Below are 23,657 nucleotides of genomic sequence, written 5' to 3' on the forward strand. Positions count from 1 at the left end.
TCTTTATTGCCGGAACAGGATGACGCAAAGGCCAACAAACTGCTCTAAAAGCGCAATCCCCTGTCTTCTCCGGCCCCGAATTGTTACTCTTCGAAATCTCTTCAAACCATATCAGCGCCGCCTTGCTCCAACAATCCGGAAGGACTGTGAGAGCAGCCTGACACTTCCTAGCGGAAGCTCCATCCACCGACTCAAAGAGGCTGGCATTTTGCTGCCGCTGGCAGGGATTCTTTATTGTGGCTGACGGGTAGTCGGCGTCAGACCGCGTTCACCGGCTGATGAAGCCCCCTGCACATCCCCGACAAAGAGGCGGATCTGAGCTTTGAAGCGTTCTACTTCAGCCCGGTCTTCCATGAAGTCTACAAATTCTTTCATGTTGGCATTTTTATATTCCCAGATAGGCTTGACACCGGCAGGCGTCACATCCGTCCGGACACTCCACTGGAAGATATTATTTTCCTGAGTTTCCTTGTCTAATAGCCAGTTTTCAAATAATTTTGCACCCGCTGGATGTTTGGCATCTTTCAGGATAGCCATCCGCTGTGCCCAGGCCACAAAACCGTCTTTTTCCGGGATGACCAGATGAGACTCAGCAGAGGCATCCAGCAGACCGGCTGTTCCCAAAGTAACCGCATAATCTCCTGCAGCAACCTTGTCACCCGGCTCTTGTGTACCGCGGACAAACTTAGGATCTTGCTTCATGAGATTTTCCATCCAGCCCCATCCATGCTTGTCAATCATCTGCTTGTACCAGAAGAGTACGGCATCATCATCATTCGGATAAGTGGAAATCATCTTGCCTTTGAGCTCTGGATTGAGCAGGTCCTGCCCTGTCTTAGGCTCAGGAATGCTGCCCAAAGCCTTGCTATTGACTACATTTCCAAAGGCCAAGACATAGCCGCCAACCCAAGCACCGTCTGGATCCTTGAAATCTTTATAGATTTTATCCCAGGCTGCAGGCTTGTATTCCAGCAGTTTGCCCTGCTTCTTCCAGTAGGTAAAATCATTCAGGGTTTGAAGCTGAACAACATCGGCCACGACATTATCGGTGGCCATTTGGTATTCCAGACGGCCGTCATGGACCTTGCTGTAGTCTGTGACTACTTCCAGCTTCATACCGGGGAATTTCTTTTCAAAAGCGGCTTTTGTATCGTCATTTTGCTCTGCAGTATCTCCGCCGGCATAGTAGACGACCGTTCCGCCTTCTTTCAGCGCCTCCTGGTACAGGGTATCCAGACTCTTGGTCTCGACAGCCACTCCCTTATCAGAAGCGGCTTTGTCATCTTTTTTAGCAGTGCTGCAGGCAGCAAGGACCGTTACAGCAGTGAGGGCCAGCAGCGAAGCGGCCATTGTTTTTTTAGTGAATTTCATCTATTCTCTTTTCTAATCTTTTCTTTTTGCAGAGGCCGGAGCGGGTTTGCAGCCGGCAGAGTGATGGACGACAGACTGAAGAGCCGGGCAATGCTTTTCAAAAATCAAAACCTCCGCCGGAGCTTGTTGATACTTCCCAGCGGAAGCCTCATCTGCAGGTTCTGATTTCGATCTTCATTGAGCAGTGCCTTGTAGCTAAACGCTAAGAAATGCAGCTCTTCTTTTTGTTTAAAATTCTTATTAGAATTTATAAGAGAATTATAAACCAAGTGTGAAAGATTGTCAACGATTTGAACTCACTTTTTTTCTTCCTTACTTTTGGCCTTCAATTGCCCTTTTCTTCTGCTGAAAATTAGGAAAAGAAAAAGGCGGTATTAAAAATCCCGCTCCTGCTCCATGATGCCCTGAATAATCTTTTGCTCCAAATTTTTTGAAAAATAGTCAAACACCTCCACAAAATGATGAGAGTATTTCTCAGCCGTCTCAGCCAGGGCCTGATCCTCAAGCTCTATATAGGGCTGCAGGAGTTCATCTGCCGCTGCCTTGCCCTTCTCTGTGAGAAGGATTTCCAGCTCCCGCCGCGTCTTAGGAACTGGCCGCAGTTCGACAAAGCCCTCCTCTTCTGCCTTCTTTACAATGGCATTCAATGTAGAGCGGGGAATCATCCAATCCTTTGACAGCTGCTTTTGGCTGTGGGCTTGCCCATCGTCCAGCACATAAAAGAGCCAGCCCAGCTTTCCTTTTTCTCCCAAAGACTTTTGAATGGCCTCAAAGACAAATTCTACACGATTGACCGACTTCATTAAACTTCTAAATTCCTGACGCATGGCATTCTCCTTTGTTATAAATCCGATTTGGAACTTTAAACCATTGTAATGCCATTTAGAATGTTTGTCAAGAGCAAATGCCCCCTTTTTATGCGGTATTTTCCAAAAGCTGCCTCCTTCTGCGGGTGAGGATGCAGCCATCATGGGAGTCTGTCCCACCGGACATCCAAAAGAGCAGCTGACGGCCGGGCCGCTGCTCTTTCTCATATAAGAGAATTATTGTCGACTATTTTCTTATTTGAGAAAACAGCGTTTTCCCATTTTTCAATGTTACAATAAGGGAGGAAAACATGTTGGAGGTAATCTTTATGTTGACATTCGTCTCTTCTGTCGCAGTTTTTCCTTTGGCTTTTATCTTTATTCGGCCCTTTTTATTCGGTCATTTTTAAGCTAAACATTACACTGATTGTCAGGAGGTGAAATCCATGTTCTTATTGTCTATTTTCAATCCCAATCAAGGCTTTGTCTTTATTCGGCCATTTGGCTAAAATGAGCTGATTCTAAAAAACCGTCCGGCAAAGGGCGGTTTTCTCTTGTTCAGACAATCATACGCAAAGAAAATCCAAGCATTTCAATTAGAGCGAGGGCAAGCAGATACCTGTATAAAGGGCTCCAAGTTGGCTTCCAGATGCTGGGCTAATTGGCTATTTCCCAGCTTTCTGACCATGGCGATATACTCTTTTATCTGCAGCAGCTCCTCAAACTGACCGGATTTGATATAGGTCAGCAGCAATTTAAAGAAATTCAAAAAAGTAATAATCAGCATGTCCTCATAATCCACAGAATCCTCTAAAATATCCAAAAAATAGGTGACATAGTCGAATTCTCTGCGCTCAATTAGCACAAAAATCAGGTTGGATAAGGTTAGCTTAGCAGCAGTTTGGTGGGTCGGAATAGAGCGGTAAAACTTGTCCCGTTTGACAAACTCCTTGCCCAAGAACACTAAGTCACTGTTGGACAGCAGGGACAGGGTATTGCCAAAAAGAAAAATCTCATACTCTGTCCACTCATCAATCCCATAAAGATAGCTGGTCAGAAACTCCACTTCCTCTTTTTTTATCTCAAAACTCCTGTCTAAAAAGTGGATGTTTTCCTTGACAATCAGCAGGTTCAGATTATCATAGACCTTTTTGTCTTCCTTGCTTTCAAGCACCTTTAAAAGCCTTTTCAGGCCCTCAATATCCTGCCTTGCATGCAGCTGCGCAATCTGATCTCCCAGCTTGAAAAAAGCCCTGTCTTCATAGTTATTAAAGGCATGTCCAAACTCCATCAGGGTCATATTAATGCCTTCAATAGCTACAAAAAGCTTATCAGCCGACAGCATGGACTGGCCGTTTTCAAACTTGGAGAGCTGAGAAATAGAAAGATTGTCACTGGCTACATCCTTTAATTTCAGCCCTCTGGCCATTCTCAGCTCTTTATAAAGCTCCCCTAACTCCATCAAATTTTGCATGGTCTTCCCCTTACTGTTTCTGTTTTTTCCAGAATAGCATAAGACCATGACCAAAATAATAGCATTCGATGACTTATTTTAAATTTGCATTTTATTTATATTACATTTTTCCTTGCAGAATCTATAAATACCCCTGCAAAACTTTTGACAGGGCGGCGTAGCCGGCTATGGTCAGATGCACTCCATCGCTGGTGAAATCCTGACGCAGCTGGCCCTGACTGTCCAGAAAGACATCGTAGACATTGAGATACTGGACATTCATATAGGCTGCGGCCAAGTCGCGGTAGCCTTGATTGAGGGCCTGAATCTTGGCATTGGTGCGGACATAGACCGTCCCCTTGTAGCTGTCGGACTCATTGACCGGCAGGACGGACAGCAGCTGGAGCTGAGCCAGCGGGTAGCTCCTCGATATTTCCTGAATAATAGCCTCCACATTGGCCAGCGTATCTGCCTGCGGCATTTCCTTGCCAATATCATTGGTGCCGATAAGAAGAAAAATCTTGTCCAGCGCAGAGCCAAAGAGATGAGCATCCAGATGCTGCAGGAGCAGGTCGGACTTGTAGCCGCGAATACCGCGGTTGACCAGTGCTTTGGAGGTCTGCAGCAGCTCCTGCAGAGGGTAATACTCGACAATCGAATCTCCTATAAAAATGATGTCCGGTTCCCTGACCGAGATGGCATTGAGCTCCCGATAGTTGGTCCGGATTTTGGCCTGCTCCTTGAGCAGCCACTCTTCCAATAACTGAACTGCCATTATCTTTCTCCTTCTTCTAAAAAGCTTTCCAGCACCTGCAGCACGCCAGCCTGACTATTGGCCGGCGCCATATGCTGGGCCGCCTGCTTGACCTTGTCCTCGCCATTGGCCATGGCATAGGAAATCCCTGCCAGCTCCAGCATTTCCAAGTCATTTTCACTGTCGCCAAAGGCCATGATCTCCTCTGCCTGAATGCCCCAGCGCTGCATCAGCTGCCTGAGCCCCCAAGCCTTGTGGACACCGCTCTGGAGGATATCAATAGCGCCATAGCCGCTGGTGACAGCAGACAGACGGCCGGCAAAGTGCCGGTTGATCCGCCGGGTCTGCTCAGCTGCCGCTGTTTCCTCTACCATCATACTCATTTTGAGAACATCTGTAAAAGCGTGCTCCTGCAGACGGGGCAGAAAGTGCATCCGCCGGTAAAAAAGCTGGGCCATGTCCTTGGTCATGACCTTTTCGATCAGGGGAAACTGGGTTCCCTCCTGCACAAAGCCGCCCTGGGAGGTCGTCACCACCAGATGAAGCTCCTGCTCCCGGCCGGCAAAGTATGCCAGACTCTCGTCGACCAGCTCAGGCGCCCAAAAACTGCCTGCAATCAGTTGATTTTTATGGAAAATCCGGGCGCCATTGGCTACGACCAGCGTCAGCCGCTCGGTCAGATCTCCCAAGAGCAGGCGCATACGGGGCATTTCATTGCCGGTCGCAATCACAAAGCGAATCTGGCGCTCCTCCAGCCGGTCTACCGCCGCAGTCAGGCGCGGCAGGTCCAGCTGACCGTTTTGATCCAGCAGGGTCCCGTCCATATCTGTCGCAATCAGTTTTACTGCCATGCTTGCTTCATTTCCTTTCTCCTTCTGCAGCCTGCAAGGTCCACTGGCCGCTCTGTTCGTAATGGTGGATGACCCTTCTGGCAGCCTCAGTAAGCTCCGCTGGATAATCCAGACTTTCCAGCGTATTGACCGCATTCTTGGTCAGGGCGCTGCCTGGCTTGATCTGATAGTCAAAGACAATCTCACCCTTGATGTACTGGCTGTCAAAATGGTACTGCTCATTGAGTCCGCCGGAGGCTCCTACCAGCTCCACATCATGGCTGGAGACCATATAGAGACAGGGACGCTGAGCCAGCCAGCGGATAATGCCCAGACCAGCCCCAATCCGCTCAACCGTATTGGTCCCCTTAAACAGCTCGTCAATGAAAAAGTAATGCAGGCCCCCCTCCTCCAAGGAGTCCAGCATACGCAGGATTGCCCTGCTCTCTGCGATAAAGTAGCTGTCGCCGCTTCCTATGTCATCACTGACATCCATAGCTGTCAGGACGTGACCGTACTGCAGCCGCAGCTGACGGCCGCAGGTAAAGCCCAGAGCCTGCGCCAAGACAGCATTGATTGCTACTGTCCGCAGATAGGTGGACTTGCCCGAAGCATTGTCACCGCTAATCATCACATTGCCGGAGAACTGAACATCGTTGCTGACAGGCTGGCTCAGCAGGGGATGATAGAGCTCCCTGCCCACCAGACCGCCTTCTTCTGAAAATTCCGGCCGGGCATAAAAAGGCAGGCTTTCCTTGTAATTGAGGATAGCAATGGCTGCCTCTAAGCGGCCCAGCAAATCCAGCACGGTCCGCGCTTCCTGATTGTAGCGGACCAGCCGCTTGGAGATATAGGCCTGAGCCAGATGGGGAAGGAGCAGGACAGAGTTAATATAGAGGAAAAATATCTCTAATTCGGACACACCGGACTGAGGCCGAAAGACCGGACCGAAAAGCTTGGTCCGGCTGAAAGCTTTGCTCGCTTTTTTCAGGGAATCCTGCCCAGGCAGATCCATGCGGGCAATCTTGCCCCCTACATAAAAGACCCTTACCAGATAGCCCAGACTGTCCAGGCGCATATCCAGCGACCAGCGCGTCAGCAGATAGTAAAAAATATTAAAGGTCATGCTCAGCAGGGGCAGCAGATAGCCCAAAGGAGGGCTGACAAAGAAGAACAGAGGGGACAGCAGCGGCAGCAGAGCCAGCAGCAGATAGAGGCCCCCTCGGTGATTGGCCGGCGCCGGCCGGCAGACGATTTTCTTGGCCTGATTGTGATTTTTCCTGCCGATTTGGCCAAAGAGCAGCTGCAGCTGGAAACGCTCCTGCGGATGCTGGCTCAGATAGCACTGCAGGGCCTCCAAGTCCTGATCAGGCTCAAACCGCAGCAGACGCAGGCGGCTGTAAAGATACTCTGAGCCCAGACTGGACTGGGACGCGGTATCAATCTCTTCAAAAATCTGATGAAAATCCAAATCCTCCCAAGTCTGGTCATCCACCAAGCTGTCGTAGGACTGCTCCTCCCTGTCCAGCAGAAAGGACTCATACAGACTGGCCTGACTGTCAGGCCGCTGACCGACCCGCTCGCGGCTGCCCCAAACAGCAGCCAGCCGCTTTTTCAAGCGAAGCTTGCTCCGAATGCCAGAGACAATGACAAGCAGCAGCACTGCCAGAATCCCCAGAAACACCACCATAAACTGTGACATGACTATGCTCATCCTTTCCAGAAAAACCCGACTTTTAGACATATTATACTACTTAAAATAGCAAAAAGAAAGACCGGAGCAGGCGGATAAGGCTGAGAAAAATTTCCGCAGCTTTTACAAGCCTCATTTTTAATTCTGCTCTCTCCCCCTCTTTTCAATCTCTCATTTTTATATTATAATCATAGCTATACTCTCTTAGGAATTGGAGGCAGCCATGGCTCATCTCAGTAAAAAAGAAGTTTCTTTCCCGCGCTACCAGCAGATTGCTGTGGCAATCGCCGAGCGAATCGTTGACGGCAAGTACCCTGTCGGCAGTAAAATTTATGCCCGCTCTACTCTGGCCAGCAATTTCAATGTTTCGCCGGAGACAGCCCGCAAGGCTATCAATGTGCTGGTTGATCTGGAGATTATGGAAGTCCGGCATGGCAGCGGAGCTTTCATTTCTTCCAAGGAAAAGGCCCAGCAGTTTCTGGAAACTTATAAGGATGTCAACTCTCTGCAGGATTTGAAAAGCAAGCTCCAGCAGAGCATTCAGCGCCAGGAGGAAGAATTTGCCAACTTTTCCCAGCTGCTCAGCCAGCTGTTGGGACGGACCAAGGATATCCAGCAGCGCTTCCCCTTCAATCCTTATGAACTGCAGCTGACAGCAGAAGCCATCAATCTGGAAAAATCCATCAATGAACTGAATGTCTGGCACTCAACCGGTGCCACCATTGTAGCTGTCCAGCAGGGAGACCAGCTCCTCATCTCGCCCGGCCCCTATACCAAGCTTCAGGCCGGCGATATGATCTACTTTGTCGGCAATGAGCTCTCGGTCGGACTCATGCATAATTTATTTTTTAATGAAAATGAAACAAACAAGTGACAATGCGCTTGTTTTTTCTTCTGCTCCCATGCGCTTTTCCACTGCTTAGGCGGATTGTTATGGGCCTGCGGGGAATAGCTGCTTTTCAGAAAAAGGCGGAAAACTGCTCCATTTTCATTTCAAAAGTCCCCGCGGCCGCCTTCTCCGGTTTGACAAAGTGACCACACAATGGTATACTTAGGTGGTCTTTTAAGTGACAACTCTATAAAATTTATATGTAGTCACTTTTGCAAAAGGAGAAATAAAGTGAATAAACTTGAAGTACAGCATTTGACCAAGATATTTGGGAAAAAGCAAAAACAGGCACTGGACATGGTCCGGCAGGCCAAAAGCAAGACAGAAATTTTGGAGAAAACCGGGGCAACTGTCGGGGTTTACGATGTGAACTTTGAGGTCCAGGCCGGCGAAATCTTTGTCATCATGGGGCTGTCCGGCAGCGGTAAGTCCACCCTGATCCGCCTGCTCAATCGGCTGATTGACCCGACCTCGGGCGATATTTATATCGACGGTCAGGACGTGGCCAAGATGAATGAGGAAGAACTGCGCGAAGTGCGCCGCCACAAGCTCAATATGGTCTTCCAAAACTTCGGACTCTTTCCCCATCGGACCATTCTCGAAAATACCGAATTCGGACTGGAAGTCCGGGGAGTTGAAAAGGAAGAGCGGACCCGGCTGGCCGAGCAGGCTTTGAACAATGCCGGCCTGCTCAGCTTTAAGGACCAATATCCGGAACAGCTGTCCGGCGGTATGCAGCAGCGGGTCGGTCTGGCCCGTGCTTTGGCCAACAATCCGGACATTCTGCTCATGGACGAGGCTTTCTCAGCTCTCGACCCCCTCATCCGCCGGGAAATGCAGGATGAACTGCTGGATTTGCAGGCGGAGCAGGAAAGGACCATTATCTTTATCACCCACGACCTCAATGAAGCCCTGCGGATCGGCGATCGCATTGCCATTATGGCTGACGGTCAGATTATGCAGATTGGCACCGGTGAGGACATTCTGACCAATCCAGCCAATGATTTTGTGCGGGAATTCGTCGAAGATGTGGACCGCTCCAAGGTCCTGACAGCGCAGAACATTATGACAACGCCGCTGACGACCAATATTGACATTGACGGGCCGACTGTGGCGCTCAACCGCATGAAAAAAGAAGAGGTCAGCATGCTTCTGGCTGTGGACAGAAAGCGCCGCCTCAAGGGCAGCCTGACAGCCGAAGCTGCCCGCGATGCCCGCAAGCAGCACCAGCCGCTGGCTGAAGTGATTGATAAAAACGTCCGCAAGGTGACGCAGGAAACCCTGATTACAGATATTTTTCCGCTGATTTATGATTCACCGGCGCCCCTGGCTGTGGTCAACGATCAGGACAAACTAGTCGGCGTTATTATCAAGGGCCGGGTTATCGAGGCCCTGGCCAATACCAACGAATCTGAAGAATAAGGGAGGTTCTTGTTTTGAATATTTTACAGCAGCCAATCCCCGTTTCCCAATGGGTGGAGGCTTTCACCAACTGGGTGACCGATACCTTCTCCGGCCTCTTTTCTGTCCTGCAGGCTATCGGAAGCGCTCTGATGAACGGGATGACAGACACCCTGCTCTTTATCCCGCCCCTGCTCTTTATTGCAGTCATCACTGTCTTTACCTATTTGATTTCCAACCGCAAGCTGGGCCTGCCCCTGCTGACTTTCCTAGGCCTGCTCTTTGTCTACAATCAAGGACTCTGGGAAAATCTCATGAATACGGTGACGCTGGTCATTGTGTCCAGTCTGATTTCCATCATTATCGGGATTCCGCTGGGGATTTGGATGGCCAAGAGCAATCGGGTCGAAGCCATTGTCAAGCCCCTGCTGGACTTCATGCAGACCATGCCGGCCTTTGTCTATCTGATACCGGCCGTTGCCTTCTTCGGTATCGGCATGGTGCCAGGGGTCTTTGCCTCTGTCATCTTTGCCCTGCCGCCCACTGTCCGCTTTACCAATCTGGCTATCCGGCAGATCCCGACCGAGCTGATAGAAGCTTCGGATTCCTTTGGAGGAACCGCCAAGCAGAAGCTCTTTAAGGTGGAGCTGCCGCTGGCCAAGAATACCATTTTGGCCGGGGTCAATCAGACCATCATGCTGGCCCTGTCCATGGTCGTGACGGCTTCCATGATTGGGGCGCCCGGCTTGGGACGCGGTGTCCTCTCTGCCCTGCAGCACGCAGACATCGGTTCTGGCTTTGTCAACGGGGTATCTCTGGTCATTCTGGCTATCGTCATCGACCGGCTGACCCAAAAGCTCAATCAGCCGCTGGCTAAAAAAGCGCCGGTTACAGCCAAGGAAAAACGCAAAAAAGTCATGCTCTGGTCTGCTCTGGCCGCTGTTCTCCTCACCGCCTTTGTCGGCAATCAGGTGACCAAGCTGCAGGGAGGCAAGAAGGAAGCTGTCAATCTGGCTTATGTCGAGTGGGATTCAGAAGTGGCTTCCACCAATGTCGTGGCTGAGTTGCTCAAGGAAATGGGCTATGATGTCACCATCACTCCGCTGGACAATGCCGTCATGTGGAAATCCGTTGCCAATAGTGAAGCTGATGCTATGGTCTCAGCTTGGCTGCCGACCACTCATGCCTCTCTCTATGAGGAATACAAGGACAAGATTGTGGACTTGGGACCCAACCTAGAGGGCGTCAAAGTCGGTCTGGTCGTGCCAGCCTACACCGATGCCAATTCTATCGAGGATCTGACCAATCAGGCCAAACAAACGATTACAGGAATTGAGCCCGGTGCCGGCGTCATGGCCGCAGCCGAAAAAACCATGAAAGAATACAGCAATCTCAGCGGCTGGAATCTTTCTTCTTCCTCAACAGGAGCCATGACCACAGCGCTGGATCAAGCGATTAAAAATAAGGAAGATATTATCATTACCGGCTGGTCGCCTCACTGGATGTTCTCCAAGTATGATCTTAAATATCTGGAGGATCCGAAAGGGACCATGGGCGGCAAAGAAGCCATTCACACCATTACCCGCCAAAATCTGGACAAAGATCTGCCAGAAGTCAATAAGGTCCTGGACAACTTCAACTGGACCCAGAAAGACATGGAAGAGGTCATGCTCAAGATCAACGAAGGTACTTCGCCAGAAGCCGCTGCCAAGGAATGGATCAAAAACCACCAAAAAGAAGTGGACAGTTGGAAGAAGTAAGCTCCCGCAAAGAGCTGCCCATCAAAACAATCAAGACCGAGACAGTATCGCCTCGGTCTTTTGCTATATTTATAGAGCTGCAAGCTTTACTCTCCATCATTTTGAACAGCTCTGTCATATTCAAGATCAGAAATGTGACCTTCTGTATAGGTCGGATCATCCAGAGCTAGCAGGAAGTACTTGTTCTCCTCTTTGTTGCTATCCCCATCGGTATCATTCCAGGTGACATCCAAGGCCCGCCACTGGCCATCTACCTTGGCAAAGTTCCAGGCGTGTCCCTCATAGCTTTCTCTAGTATTCCCTCTCACATACATGGTTTCCAGGCCGGCTTCCTGGGCCAGCGCCTGGAAGGTCATAGCATAGGCCTGACAGACTCCCTTGCCCGCGAAGAGCGGACCTGTGATGTCGTAGCTAGAAGCATCCTGACGTGAGATATCATCTAATTTTTTACGCGCTTTTGAAATTTCCTCTTCAGAGGAGTTCGGATTATCACGAACATCTTCGTAAGCCACGATGCTTTCATAGGCAGGGTGATCATAGCTGGTGTGATCAATCAGATATCGATTGATGGCCTCGATTTTTTCCCGATCGCTCATCTGGTCTTTGATAATCTCTTTGACGACTTCCTTGATCTTCGTGCGGGCTTTCTTATATTTGGCAGCTTCTTTCGCATCATATTTGAACTGTACCACACGCTGGTCTTCATCAATGGAAGGTTCTACATTTTGCTGAATTACTGGATTTTGCTTCACAACCTTCTTAATCAAATCACTGATATCTTTTCCTTTGAGCTCCGGAAATTCACTGTAGTCGACATATTCGGCATCGGACAGAAGGGCCTTGGCAAAATATTCTTCCGCCGCACTTTGGGCTGCTACTTTAGCCTCAATTTCACTCACATCGCGAACGACTGTCTTGCCATTGAGATCCAAGTCAGCCTGCTCGACGCTGATATATTTGTCATAGGCACCAGACCTGCTCTCTGCTTTATTGACCGCTTCATTGTGCTGATCTGCCGCAGACTGGACCTCTTCTACACTGGCTTGCTGGACGATAAAGTCCGTTTTGACAGTCGGCATGCCCTTGATAGAGACCAGACATCTGACATCTCGGCCGGATTTTTCAAGCTTTTCATAGACAATCGGAAAGTTCTGGGTCTGACCATCCATCATCTGCAGCGGAGCTTCTGCAGGGATATTGCCCTGCTGCCTCAGGGCTGAAATCTGATCAGAGAAGGTCCGAAAATCAATCTGACTAGGCATGAGCTTGGCAAAGCTGTCAGAAGAAATAGGATTGCTGATGGAGCCAAGAGCTTCCTGGCCTTTGAGAGGGACGACAAACAGATCATAGGGCTTCTGCTCTGCCTTTCTGCTGCTGTAATCCTGGTCAAAAGCCTGCAGCAGCCTTTGCCGCTCCTTCACAGGATCATCGCCCGAACGGCCGCCGTTGCGGGTGTCGTAAGTCGTCGGCAGGTCTGTCCGGTAGACGGTCGAAGTAACCCGATCTACCTCTTTATAGTTATAAAGACCCGTATTGCTGTCACTTCCAGGAAGGGTGACATACTCTCTTTTGACAATGGAATAGGAGTCTGCGCCCGGCACATCCGTCCATTCCAGCTGCAGACGGCCATCGCTGAGCAGGCTGCTGTTGGCTCTCAGAGCCAGCTTGTCGCGGCCTTTTTTATCAATCTTGACCACCCACAGTTTGGGCTTTTTGAGCTTTTTGCCTGTATGCTCATCATCTCTTTGCAGCAGATAGAGGGTATCAAAGACGCCCCAGCTCTCGCCCTGCTTGGCCAGACCGTATTCCGTACGGTCTTGATTGGCTTCCACCCGGGTAGCGGAGAAATGATAGGCCGGTTCAATTTCTACCTCCCTATCCTCATTCAACTTAAAATCCGCTCCTAAAAGACCTTGCAAATTGCTGTCCCCGTAGAGCTCAAAGGAAGAAAGCAGCTCGGTCTGTCCTTCGTGAGGCAGGGTCTCAAAGTCATTCATCTTCCCCACTTCTGTCGGAAAGGCAATAGACTCATTTTCCTTGATATGGATGACCTTATCCTGCACATCATAGGGAGTGTTTTTGCTGTATTTTTCCCTCAGTTTGCGCACACTTTCCGAAAACTGCTCTCCCTGACCTGCACCATTTCTCTGAAAAAGGCTGCAGCCCGACAGAAAAGAAAGCAGCAGAACAGACAGTAAAATGACACGAATCCTTCTATTCATAGTATGTTCCTCCTGAAAATACATTCCTTAGAATATTATACCATATTTTATTTTAGCTCTCGCTTTATTATAAATTCTTTTATACTAAATTCCTTATCCTAAAACAGGCGGCCTACATATATTATATCACTGTTTGTTTTAGGGATCTTATTTTTTGTAATTTTTTAATTTTGAAGAAGGAGTGTTTGCTTATAGCCAAAGAAAATCAAAAGTACTGCCTTGGGCCTACGGATAAAGCTACCGTAAAGAAGGGCTATTTCTGATCTTGTTTTAGTATCCTTTGACCCTAGAATGGAAACGTCTTACCCAAAATCAACAAAGGCGCGACTCCGAAAAATGAATCAAAAATCACCAAAAAAGCAGACAGTTGGAAGAGGTAACAGACTCCCCAGCAAATTATACTTAAAGAGGCTCTGAGAACATGGTCATTCACAGAACCTTTTGGAAAAAGTCTTATTTTAACTTTTCACGGTATTGGTAATCCATATAGTGGCTTTCCAGGTATTTGGCATCGTCCATTGACAGGAGCAGGAACTGATTCGGATCCTTGTCATCATCATTCCAGGTCACGTCCACGACCAGCCACTGGCCGTCAATCTTGACCAGGTTCCAGGCGTGTTTATCACCGGTATTGACATCGCCAGAGACATAGAGCGAATTCAGACCGGCTTCCTGAGCCAGGGCATTGAAGGCCACCGCATAGGACTGGCAGACTCCTGTCCCCTCCAGCAGGACACCAGAAGCATCCCAGGCAGAGGCATATTTGCCGTTGAGATCATTTTGGACGATATCTCCCATCTGCTTGGTTTCCTCGTCACTGCGAGGATTTTTACTCCTCAGTCTGTCCACTTCCTTGGACTTGGCATAGGCCGCATCATTATAAGTCGCATGGTCGACCAGATACTGGTTGATAGCTTGGACCTTTTCCCGATTGCTCATGCCATCCTTGATAATCTCCTTGGCCACTTCTTTGACCTTGGCTTCCACCTTCTTGGATGAAGCCAAATCCTTGTCATTATAGATGAATTTGACCACATTCTGGGACTCATCCACCTGGTAGTCAAAGTGCTGAGGCAGGGTTGGGTTATCTTCCTTGACCTCCTGGATGACCTTGGCAAGAGAGCTGTAGTCCAGCTCAGGAAAGGCACTGTAATCCACATACTCTGAGCCGTTAGCCAGGGCCTTGGCAAAGTATTCGGTCATGGCGCTTCTGCCCTTGACCCGAGCCTCAATATCAGAGACATCCTTGACGACCTTTTGTCCCTTGAGATCCAAATCGGCCTTTTCCACACTGACATAAGGCTGGTAGACTCCTGATTTAGAGCGGCTTTCCAGATTCTTATTGTTTTCATTGGCTAGGGTCTGCACTTCTTCTGCTGACTTGCCTTGTGTGTAGACTTCATCCTTGATACTTGGCATTCCCTTGATGGAAACGGCGCAGCGGACACTGTTGCCAGCAGCCGGAGCCACCTGTTCATAGACGATTGGGAAATAGTGGATACTGCCGTCCATCATCAGGAGCGGCGCCTCAGTCGGCAGCTGGCCTTGGGCCCGTAATTCCTTGCTTTTAGCAAGGAAGGTGGTAGAGTCAATCTGATCCGGCATGCTGGAAGCAAAGCCGTCAGATGACAGGGGATTGCTCAGCGAACCCATGGGGCTGTGATCCTTGAGCGGAATCACGACCAAATCATACGGAGCTGCCTCAAGCTCATCCTTACTGTCGGTGTAATGGCTCTCATAGGCCCGGAACTTACGCTGGGACTGAGAAGCTTCTTTGCTGGCTGACAAGGTATCCATAGGCGGATCAGACCGGTAAACGGTAGACTCCAGCCGATCGATTTCCACAAAGTCATAGTAGCCTGGGTCACCTTCAGACAAGCCCTTCTTCAGCTGACGCTTGACGATGGAATAGCTGTCCGCTCCAGGAACTGCCGTCCATTCCAGCTGCAGGCGGCCGTCCTCCAGCAGGCTGGCCTTGGCCTTGAGCGAGATTTTATCCCGATCCTCCTTATCAATCTTGACCACCCAGAGCTTGGGCTTGGCCAGAGCCTTGCCGGTCTCAGCATCATCCCGCTGGAGCAGAAAGAGGGTGTCGTAAACGCCCCAGGATTCATTGTTTCTGACCAGCTCATAGGACTGCCGGTCCCCGGCCGGTGCGACCTGGTAGCCTGAAAAGTTATGGCCTGGCTTGAGCTGCAGTTTTCCATCTTCCAGGACAAAATCCGAGGTCAGCATAATCTTAAGGTCGCTGTCTGCATAGATTTCAAAAGAAGAGTTAAGCTCCTGGTCCTTCTTAAGACTTTCCATCTCTCCCAACTTACTAATCTTAGTCGGGAAGGCCAAGGCTTCATTCTCCTTGACATGGACGACCTGGTCCTGCATCTCATAGGGAGCATCCTTATTGTACTTTTCCTTGAGCTTTTTCATGCTTTCTGATAGTTCTGTCTTGGCACCGTCTGGTCCCGAAGTATGTGGCAACAAAGCACATCCCGGCAGAAAACAAACCAAAAGAATAAGCAGTATAGAGAAACGAATTTTCCTGCTCATAATTTTTCCCTCCTGAAAAATATATTATTTAAATATTATATCATAGTTTATTTTAGCTCTCGCTTTATTATAAATTCTTTTATTGCTAGTTTCTATTCTAAAAAATAGATATTCTACACATATTATACCACAGTTTGTTTTAGTAGTCGCATATTTTTGTAAATTTTTTCACAATTTTATAAACAGCAAAGCCAGGGCATCTTTGTCCTGACTTGCTTGTCTTATAAGGAGCTGGTTTAAATGGTCAGTTCGATTTGGTTTCCTTCAAAAGCCTGGATACAGCTCTCGTAGTAGCCGTCTCCGGTCACTCTGGGGCCGCTCAGGACAGGATAGCCATCTCTTTCCAGACGGGCCGTCAGTCGGTCCACCTCTTCCTGACTGCCTAGGGCGAAAGCCAAGTGATGATAGCCTGTTTGGTACAAATCCTCTTTGGCATCTGCCAAATCATGCTCTCGTGTCATGATTTCCAGACGCGCTCCAGATGCAAAGGTCAGAAAGTAAGAGGAAAAACCAGTTTTAGGATTATGATAAAGGGAGTTGCTTGCCGCCTGAAAATAATCCTGAAAGAACTGTCTAGCGCCTTCTAAATCAAGGACATACAGCCCTACATGCTCAATCTTCATCTAAACTCCCTCCATTCGTCGCAATGACTTCCTTGTACCAGTCGAAGGATTTCTTCTTGTAGCGAGCCAGACTGCCCGTACCGTCATCGTTGCGGTCCACATAGATAAATCCGTAACGCTTGCTCAGTTCTGCCGTTCCCGCAGAAACCAAATCAATACAGCCCCAAGTCGTGTAGCCCAGAAGGTCTACGCCGTCTTCAACAGCCTCTCCTACCTGCCGCAAATGCTGCTTGAGATAGTCGATGCGGTAGTCATCTTCTACGGTCGGGCCATTAGGGCCGTCTACCAAGACATCCTTGGCCCCCAGACCATTTTCCACGATAAAGAGCGGCAGCTGATAGCGGTCATAAAAGGCATTCAGCACCAGACGCAGGCCGACTGGGTCAATCTGCCAGCCCCACTCAGAGCTAGCCAGATGCGGATTCTGCAGCCCGCCCAGCACATTGCCGCGGCCGGAAGAATAGTTTTCTGGATCGTGAGCCGCTACCACACTCATGTAGTAAGAGAAGGAGATAAAGTCTACTGTATTTTCAGCCAGCAATTCCTTATCACCCGGTGCAAACTGAATCTCGATACCTTTCTCCTTAAAGAAACGGTTGATATAGGCAGGGTATTTGCCGCGTGCATGGATATCAGAGAAGAGATAGTTTTGATTTTCAAACTCACGCGCAGCCAGAACATCTTCGGGCTTCGGTGTCATTGGATAGGCCGGCATAGCCAGGACCATACAGCCAATCTTAAATTCAGGATTGATTTCATGACCGATTTTGGTCGCCAGAGCTGACGCGACCAGCTCATGATGGACAGCCTGATAGAGGTCCTGCTTGGGCAGCTCCTCAACAGGTGTCGCAATGCCGCCGCTCATAAAAGGCGCATGAAGGACCGAATTGATTTCATTGAAAGTCAGCCAATACTTGACCTTGTCCTTGTAGCGGGTAAAAACCGTGCGGACATAGCGCTCATAAAAGCCAATCAAATCACGGTTGGCCCAGCCATTGTACTGACGTGCCAAGTGCAGGGGCGTTTCATAGTGGGATAGGGTAATCAAAGGCTCAATGCCGTACTTCGCCAGCTCATCAAACAGATTATCATAAAACTGAAGGCCGGCTTCATTAGGCTCCGTTTCATCCCCATTCGGGAAAATCCGTGACCAAGCGATAGAGGTGCGGTAAACCTTGAAGCCCATTTCTGCAAAGAGCGCAATATCCTCTTTGTAGCGATGGTAGAAGTCAATCCCCCCCAGCTTGAGATTGTCAGGAGTCGGAGCTTCGGTAATCACAGGATTGTGATCAGTCGGACTGGCAGGAACTCCGCCCTTGGGCGTCACATCCTGAACAGACAAGCCTTTTCCATCAACATTGTAGGCACCTTCATACTGATTGGCCGCAGTGGCGCCCCCCCAAAGAAAACCTTTTGGAAATTTACTCATTTGCATTTTTCCTCTTTCGTTTTTTTTATAATTATATTATAATAGTTGTCAAACAAGATTTCCAACACAATTATCTTAAGAACTGATATTATTCTACGAAAGGACATGGACATGATTGATTTAGGGCAACTTCACAAAAATACCATTTACAAAAACCAAGGCACTCCCTACTCACTGACCCGGACGATTACGGAAAATGGACATCCCGATATTCTTTTCCACTGGCATACCGATGTCGAGATTATCTATGTCCATGAAGGAACAGCTCAGTTTCATATTGATGACGACTATTTCAACAGCGAGCAGGGTGATATTATCCTTATCCGGCCCAATGCCCTCCACTCCATTCACCCTATTGAGGACAAGCGCCACTATATGGATGCCATCAACTTTCATCTGGATTTGATGGGCTATTCTGCCATGGACCAGGCCAGTATCAACTACCTGCAGCCGCTCTATAACGGCCAGCTGGACTTTTCCCATGTCATCAAGTCCAAGGATGCCGCCTACCCTCAAATCCGCAAGTGCCTGCTGGAGGCTATGGAGACCGGCTACTATCGAAAGCCTTATTTTGAGTTTCAGCTCAAGGCTCAGCTTAATCAGCTGTTCTTCCTGCTCTTTGAAAATGACTACATCGTCTCCAAAGACCTGTCACCCGAGGGCTACCGCAAGGAGGAGAAAATCCGCTCCATCATTGATTATATCAATGCTCACTATCAGGAAGACCTCAACATTGACCAGCTGGCCAAGATTTGCGGCTACAGCTCGACTCATTTTATGAATTTCTTCAAAAAACATCTGGGCGTTTCCTGCATTGAATACCTGATTCAATTCCGCCTGCGCAAGGCGGCTGAGCTCCTGCAGCATTCCACTCTGTCAGTCCTTGAAATCTCCAGCCAGTCCGGCTTCAACAACCTTTCCAACTTCAACCGCCAGTTCAAAAAATACTACCAGATGACCCCCAGCCAGTATCGGAAGAAATGAAAAAGACCCGTCCACACTATAGGACGGGTCTTTTATCCGTTCTTAGTCTATCTCCCTAGCCGACAAGCTTTTTAAAGGCTCTGTCCCAAGCTTCTGCTTCCTCTGCAGAAAAAAGCAAGGCTACTGCTGTCAGAACGCGCTGATGACGTTCCTGGCCCATATTTTGATCGCCCCAGATGGATTCATAGACAGCCTTCAATTCCTGTAGATTCAGTTTTTCAAATGAAAAGTGACTGGCATAGCTTAAATGATTCAATTTTAGGAGCATGGCATCAGCCAAATCCTTTTCTCTTCTTTCAATTATAACGGATGCGCAATTCAATAAAGTATCTATTTTAATTCGATCTATATTATTTTGAGGAGGTCTTTGGACAATCCGAAATATTGTTTGAAAAAAAACTTGCAGGGCCGGACTAGTAAAATAACGGACAGTATTACCAAAAAGTCCCACATCAAGATTGGTCCAGTAATCAATTGAAAAATAATAATCAGTCAGTTCTGAAATAGCTTTTGAATCCGCTTTTTCATTTTGTAAATTCGATATTACAACTGCTATGGTCAGACTAATGATATGGTAAAGATAATAATTCTTTACTAAATAAAGCCTTTCAAAGGTCTTTTTACTGACTTCAAGTCCTTCTATATCCTCATTTAAAACAGCAATTTGCAATTTTTTTACTTCTTTTAAGAAAGTCGATGGATAGAAGTCCTCTATCGAAAAAAATTCATTATATTCAATCTGCATAAAACCCAATAATTGAAAAAGTGTATCGTAAGATAAATTTGTTTTGCCATTTTCATAATCAGATATACTTGTTGCAGAACCTGCAACAGACTCTAAATCTTTTAAGGATAAGCGACGCTGCTTACGGATGACTTTAAATTTTTCTCTTGCTTCCATACTTCCCCTTTCGGATTTCCGAAAAAATTCACTGTCAATTGTGTATTATTATACAATACTCGTATAAAAAATGAAAGGAGGAGAAGAAGGATGATTGTCGAAGAAATTCAAAAACGGGACTTCGATAATGAAATCGAAGTAAAAAATGCAGCCATTCAATGAAAGATGCCAAAATTTAAAAAAAGCTATCCTCAACAGCTTTGATTTAGCGATTTTATCAGGTAACCTCACTTACGAATTGAGAGGGGATGAAAGCAATGATTAAAATTATAAAACATCTTAGCAAGTGGAAACTGATACTCTATCTATTTTTTGCCCTGCTCTACTCTTTTCAGGGTATCAGTCTATCTTTGATTATCCAATTTGCTGGGCGCCTAAACCGAACCTCTGTTTTAGACATAGTCGTCTTCGGATCCATCAGTCTTGTATTATTTACGCTCATCTATCTCTGCATGCTCATCAACAATCTTCTTTTGCGGTCCATTATCAAGGATTTTAACATAAAACTAACGCAAACTGCTGTTGAAAATTACTACAGTCAAGCTCTAAATTATTCAGCTTCCGAATTGAATTCTTTTTTAAGTCAGGACCTGCCTCTCTTCTGGCAGGAATACCTCATCCCCCTGCTGATCTATCCAGTCTGGGGACTATCCATCCTTGTTTCTGCCACTTATTTAGTCAGCCAAAATCTTCTGTTAGGACTGCTCTTTTCAGTCGGAGGGGGGTTAATGGTTATCCCTCAGTTTGTCTTTAACAAACAGCTTCAAACTGCCGGAGAAAACTTTAGCAAGGCAAGAGAAACCAGCTTAAAACGAATGACAGATTTTAGCAAAGGTGTCCTCACCATTCGCAGCAACCAGGCCGGGGAAGACTTTTCCAAAAAATTAATTGACGACGTTGAAGCTGCTGAAACAGCTCAATATAAATTTTATACTTCTCATAATATTGTTATGTTTTGGACCGGTCCTTTGAAAGGCCTGGGCATGATTGTGCCTTTTGTTATCGGCCTCTTATTGCTCAATTCCTCAGGCATGTCCCTTACTACCTTGATTGCTATGATGACTGCCTCCACTAACTTTATCAGCCCCCTGCAGCAGCTTCTAGAAGCTAGTGCAAGTCTCCAATCAACCAGTCCTCTTAGAAAGAAAATATTATCTGTTCTCTCCTTAAGAAATTTAAAAACAAATGAATGCCAGGCTAGACCCATGAATGAAATTCCTACGATTCAGGTTGAACAGCTAACTAAAAAATTTTCAGATAAGCTTCTCTTTAATAATCTAACCTTCCAAGCAAAACCGGGGCAGCATCTTTTATTGACCGGCAGCAGCGGAAGCGGAAAGTCAAGTTTCTTTAAAATTTTAACCGGGGAAGATTCTGATTTCAGCGGAGAAGCTAAGCTTATCGATTCTTCTAAACAGGTTTATCAGCCCTCCTATAGCACTATCTCACTCATTCACCAGAATCCTTATCTATTCAATGATACGCTGCGAAACAATTTAACTTTATTTCAAGATTATTCTGATTCGGAATTAGAAAAAGTTCTAAAAAAAGTTCACCTATGGGATGAAATTCCTGAAAAGCTGGACTATAGGCTAAATGGCAATAATTTATCAGGCGGACAAGCAATGAAATTAGAGATTGCCCGCAGCCTCCTAAGACAAAAACCTATCCTGCTAGCCGATGAAATAACTTCCTCGCTGGATTCGGAAAATGCCAAAGAAATACACCAGCTGCTAAAAAAATTACCTGCAACCATTATCGAAATAGCTCATAAATACCAGATTGAAGATTATGATGTTCACTATCACTTGCAAAATCACCAGCTGGTTGAGCAATAGGTAGTCACCAATAGCGAAGCACTTCTTTTAGGGAGCGGATAAGGAAAAAGCATCTTTTGGAAGATACCGTATAAGAATTAAATTTTTAAAAATTTAGTTCCCTTCACTCTTTTGTTTCTAAACTCAGGCTGAAAAGGTTCCCCAGCCCGCGAGGCTCTCACAGTCCGGGGGACTGGGAGAGGTTGGGGATAAGTCTAAAAGACGAACAAAGTTGAGACTTGCTTCGCAAGTCCCATCCGCAACCTCAAAGCAGTGCTTTGAGCAATCAGCTACCGCGTCAAGAGTTTTTTACCAAAACAAAGCGAGACTAAAGGACTTTTATACAGTATCTTCCCAAAGATACATCCCTCTGTGGGTGAGGACGCAGCCATCATGGGAGTCTGTCTCAGCCTCTTTTATCCGTAATTCCTACTTTGTAAAATAGCCATCCTGTCTATCTGCATGACGAACAGTGGGAATCACCAGCTGCTCTAGCCAAAAAACGGCAAAAAAGTCAGCATTACCGCCAAGATCAGAGCCGGCAGCATATTGGCCACCTTGAGGAGTTTGCCCCAGATGAGATTGATGCCAACGCAAAAAATCAAGATAGAGCCAATCATGGAGAGATTATCCAAGGCAGCTGCTGTCATAATGGGAGCCAGAAAATGCGCCAAGAGCGTGAGACTGCCCTGAATCAGCAGGATGGGCACAGCCGCAAACAGGGCACCCTTCCCCTTTGAAACTGTCAAGATTAGGACAATGATAGCATCCAGCACAGCCTTAGCCAAAAGGATTGAATAGTCGCCCCTCAGGCCATCCTGAATGGAGCCTACCACAGCCATAGCTCCGATACAAATCGTCAGAGAAGCGGTCACAAAGGCATCTACAAAAGTCGTATCCCTCTCATTTTTGGTCACTCTTTTCAGCCATTTGCCAAAGTCCTCAAAGGCCTGCTCAATATTGAGCGCTTCACCTATCAGGGTCCCCACAGTCAGACTGATAATGACCAGCATAGAGCCCCGACTGACGAGCTGTCCCTGACTGACCTGCAGCATTTGCTCTAGCGCCCCCGCCAAACCCAGAAACAGCACCGCCAGCCCTGTCGCTTTCATCAAAGAATCCTGCAGCCCATGCGGCAGCCGGCTGCCAATCAGCAGCCCCAAGAAACCACCCGCTACCACACCAGCAGCATTCACCAAGGTCCCTAAACCAAACATAATACTCTCTTTTCTATTTCATCTATTTTATATCAATCCCCCCTATTATACCATATGGGAGAGTCCGACCTGATACAATGTTAAACTTCTTTATCTAACTATTGATTCTCCAATCTAGCATCTAATAAAACAAATCCTTTTTATTATAGCAAGGTTTCAGATTTTAAAATAGCAAGAACCGGACGAACAGAAATAATCCGGTTCAAAATTCTGCCGAAAGATGAGTTTATCATTCCCAATCCAAATGCACATGCTCTTTCATCTCCTGATAGGCGGTGTCAATCCGTGCTCTGGTCTCCTGATCCAGCCTGTCTCGGTACTTCCCGCCTTCGATAAAGTCATCCAAAATCAAGGTTTGGTAGGTATAGAGGGGATAGCCTTCGGGGGAAATCCCTTCCTTTTCGGCTCGGCTGACCCAGCTAGGATGAGCCTGGGCGCTTTTTATCTGCGTGCCCGAGGCCGTCTTTTCAATCGTGACATCCATCAGCACCCCGCGCTCGGTCCATTGAGCATTGTCAATGCCCTCCATAGTCTCGAGGCGCTGATTGGAGATAAAGTTCCCCATCGAATACATGATCAGCTTCTTCTGACCGCCTTTATCTAAAACCTCCGACGGCTGCACCACATGCGGATGGCCGCCAAAGATGATATCTGCTCCCCAGTCGACCATCTTATGATAGAGAGCCACTTGCTCCTCTGTCGGCTGCAGCTGGTACTCTACCCCCATCTGGGGCATAACGACGGTGATGTCCGCTTCCTTTTCCGCTCGCTCTATCTCAGATCGCATCTTTTCCTCATTCAAATCAGACAGGCGCTTGTCATAATCTTCCTGACTGAGCAGGCCCTCCATGCCATTGTAGCCATAGGAGTAAGCCAGCAGCGCGATCTTAATGCCCTTGACTTCCTTGATCAAAATAGGTGCCTGACTGCGGCTTTCGCGTGGATAGACACCGATAGGCT

At 47.7% G+C, this 23,657-nt stretch carries 18 protein-coding genes; 5 read left to right on the forward strand and 13 right to left on the reverse strand.

What is annotated here, in order from left to right:
• Nucleotides 1–231: 231 nt before the first annotated feature.
• From STRDD11_RS01170 to STRDD11_RS01195, 6 genes are all read right to left on the reverse strand, one after another.
• A complete protein-coding gene (locus STRDD11_RS01170) occupies nucleotides 232–1,371 on the reverse strand; it encodes an ABC transporter substrate-binding protein (protein ID WP_128834558.1) in 1,140 nt (379 codons plus the stop codon).
• Nucleotides 1,372–1,745: 374 nt separating this feature from the next.
• Nucleotides 1,746–2,198: a MarR family winged helix-turn-helix transcriptional regulator gene (locus STRDD11_RS01175; protein ID WP_128834560.1), complete on the reverse strand. Its 453-nt coding sequence runs from the start codon at nucleotides 2,196–2,198 to the stop codon at nucleotides 1,746–1,748.
• 571 nt (nucleotides 2,199–2,769) lie between these two features.
• Nucleotides 2,770–3,651: a helix-turn-helix domain-containing protein gene (locus tag STRDD11_RS01180; RefSeq protein ID WP_128834563.1), complete on the reverse strand. Its 882-nt coding sequence runs from the start codon at nucleotides 3,649–3,651 to the stop codon at nucleotides 2,770–2,772.
• A gap of 121 nt (nucleotides 3,652–3,772) precedes the next feature.
• Nucleotides 3,773–4,405, reverse strand: coding sequence for an SGNH/GDSL hydrolase family protein (locus STRDD11_RS01185; protein WP_128834565.1), 633 nt, complete (start codon nucleotides 4,403–4,405; stop codon nucleotides 3,773–3,775).
• Nucleotides 4,405–5,235 carry a Cof-type HAD-IIB family hydrolase gene (locus STRDD11_RS01190; RefSeq protein ID WP_128834568.1) on the reverse strand — a complete coding sequence of 277 codons (831 nt, stop codon included), beginning with the start codon at nucleotides 5,233–5,235 and terminating at the stop codon, nucleotides 4,405–4,407. The genes STRDD11_RS01185 and STRDD11_RS01190 overlap by 1 nt, the downstream gene beginning before the upstream one ends.
• Before the next feature lie 7 nt (nucleotides 5,236–5,242).
• The gene (locus tag STRDD11_RS01195; RefSeq protein WP_128834570.1) at nucleotides 5,243–6,916 is read right to left on the reverse strand and encodes a MutS-related protein; all 1,674 of its coding nucleotides are present in this window, start codon (nucleotides 6,914–6,916) and stop codon (nucleotides 5,243–5,245) included.
• Nucleotides 6,917–7,130: 214 nt separating this feature from the next.
• On the opposite strand from STRDD11_RS01195, the gene STRDD11_RS01200 reads away from it, so the two are divergent.
• The 3 genes from STRDD11_RS01200 (at nucleotide 7,131) to STRDD11_RS01210 (ending at nucleotide 10,957) form a co-directional block, all read left to right on the forward strand.
• Nucleotides 7,131–7,781, forward strand: coding sequence for a GntR family transcriptional regulator (locus STRDD11_RS01200; RefSeq protein WP_128834572.1), 651 nt, complete (start codon nucleotides 7,131–7,133; stop codon nucleotides 7,779–7,781).
• A gap of 246 nt (nucleotides 7,782–8,027) precedes the next feature.
• A complete protein-coding gene (locus tag STRDD11_RS01205) occupies nucleotides 8,028–9,218 on the forward strand; it encodes a quaternary amine ABC transporter ATP-binding protein (RefSeq protein ID WP_128834575.1) in 1,191 nt (396 codons plus the stop codon).
• A 14-nt stretch (nucleotides 9,219–9,232) separates the two neighbouring features.
• Entirely contained in the window at nucleotides 9,233–10,957 is a 1,725-nt protein-coding gene (locus STRDD11_RS01210) for an ABC transporter permease/substrate binding protein (protein ID WP_128834577.1), read from the forward strand.
• An 86-nt stretch (nucleotides 10,958–11,043) separates the two neighbouring features.
• On the opposite strand, the gene STRDD11_RS01215 is transcribed toward STRDD11_RS01210, so the two are convergent.
• From STRDD11_RS01215 to STRDD11_RS01230, 4 genes are all read right to left on the reverse strand, one after another.
• Complete coding sequence (locus STRDD11_RS01215) at nucleotides 11,044–13,179, reverse strand: transglutaminase domain-containing protein (protein ID WP_128834579.1); 2,136 nt, start codon at nucleotides 13,177–13,179, stop codon at nucleotides 11,044–11,046.
• A 453-nt stretch (nucleotides 13,180–13,632) separates the two neighbouring features.
• Nucleotides 13,633–15,726, reverse strand: coding sequence for a transglutaminase domain-containing protein (locus STRDD11_RS01220; protein ID WP_128834582.1), 2,094 nt, complete (start codon nucleotides 15,724–15,726; stop codon nucleotides 13,633–13,635).
• Nucleotides 15,727–15,962: 236 nt separating this feature from the next.
• Complete coding sequence (locus STRDD11_RS01225; RefSeq protein ID WP_128834584.1) at nucleotides 15,963–16,349, reverse strand: VOC family protein; 387 nt, start codon at nucleotides 16,347–16,349, stop codon at nucleotides 15,963–15,965.
• Nucleotides 16,339–17,784 (reverse strand): glycoside hydrolase family 1 protein, encoded by a 1,446-nt coding sequence (locus STRDD11_RS01230; protein ID WP_277592688.1) that lies wholly within the window; start codon nucleotides 17,782–17,784, stop codon nucleotides 16,339–16,341. Before STRDD11_RS01230 ends, STRDD11_RS01225 begins: the two co-directional genes overlap by 11 nt.
• Before the next feature lie 105 nt (nucleotides 17,785–17,889).
• On the opposite strand from STRDD11_RS01230, the gene STRDD11_RS01235 reads away from it, so the two are divergent.
• On the forward strand, nucleotides 17,890–18,762 hold the full coding sequence (locus STRDD11_RS01235; RefSeq protein ID WP_128834589.1) for an AraC family transcriptional regulator: 873 nt from the start codon (nucleotides 17,890–17,892) through the stop codon (nucleotides 18,760–18,762).
• A 55-nt stretch (nucleotides 18,763–18,817) separates the two neighbouring features.
• On the opposite strand, the gene STRDD11_RS01240 is transcribed toward STRDD11_RS01235, so the two are convergent.
• The gene (locus tag STRDD11_RS01240) at nucleotides 18,818–19,663 is read right to left on the reverse strand and encodes an Rgg/GadR/MutR family transcriptional regulator (protein WP_128834591.1); all 846 of its coding nucleotides are present in this window, start codon (nucleotides 19,661–19,663) and stop codon (nucleotides 18,818–18,820) included.
• Between the two features lie 248 nt (nucleotides 19,664–19,911).
• On the opposite strand from STRDD11_RS01240, the gene STRDD11_RS01245 reads away from it, so the two are divergent.
• Nucleotides 19,912–21,501, forward strand: coding sequence for an ATP-binding cassette domain-containing protein (locus tag STRDD11_RS01245; RefSeq protein WP_241209270.1), 1,590 nt, complete (start codon nucleotides 19,912–19,914; stop codon nucleotides 21,499–21,501).
• A 470-nt stretch (nucleotides 21,502–21,971) separates the two neighbouring features.
• On the opposite strand, the gene STRDD11_RS01250 is transcribed toward STRDD11_RS01245, so the two are convergent.
• A complete protein-coding gene (locus tag STRDD11_RS01250) occupies nucleotides 21,972–22,697 on the reverse strand; it encodes a DUF554 domain-containing protein (RefSeq protein ID WP_128834594.1) in 726 nt (241 codons plus the stop codon).
• A 229-nt stretch (nucleotides 22,698–22,926) separates the two neighbouring features.
• Nucleotides 22,927–23,657, reverse strand: a 731-nt coding sequence (locus tag STRDD11_RS14035) for a CapA family protein (RefSeq protein ID WP_241209271.1), incomplete at its 5' end; no start/stop codon positions are given.

Origin of the sequence: Streptococcus sp. DD11 (genome assembly GCF_001578865.1) — a bacterium.
Lineage (GTDB): Bacteria > Bacillota > Bacilli > Lactobacillales > Streptococcaceae > Streptococcus > Streptococcus panodentis.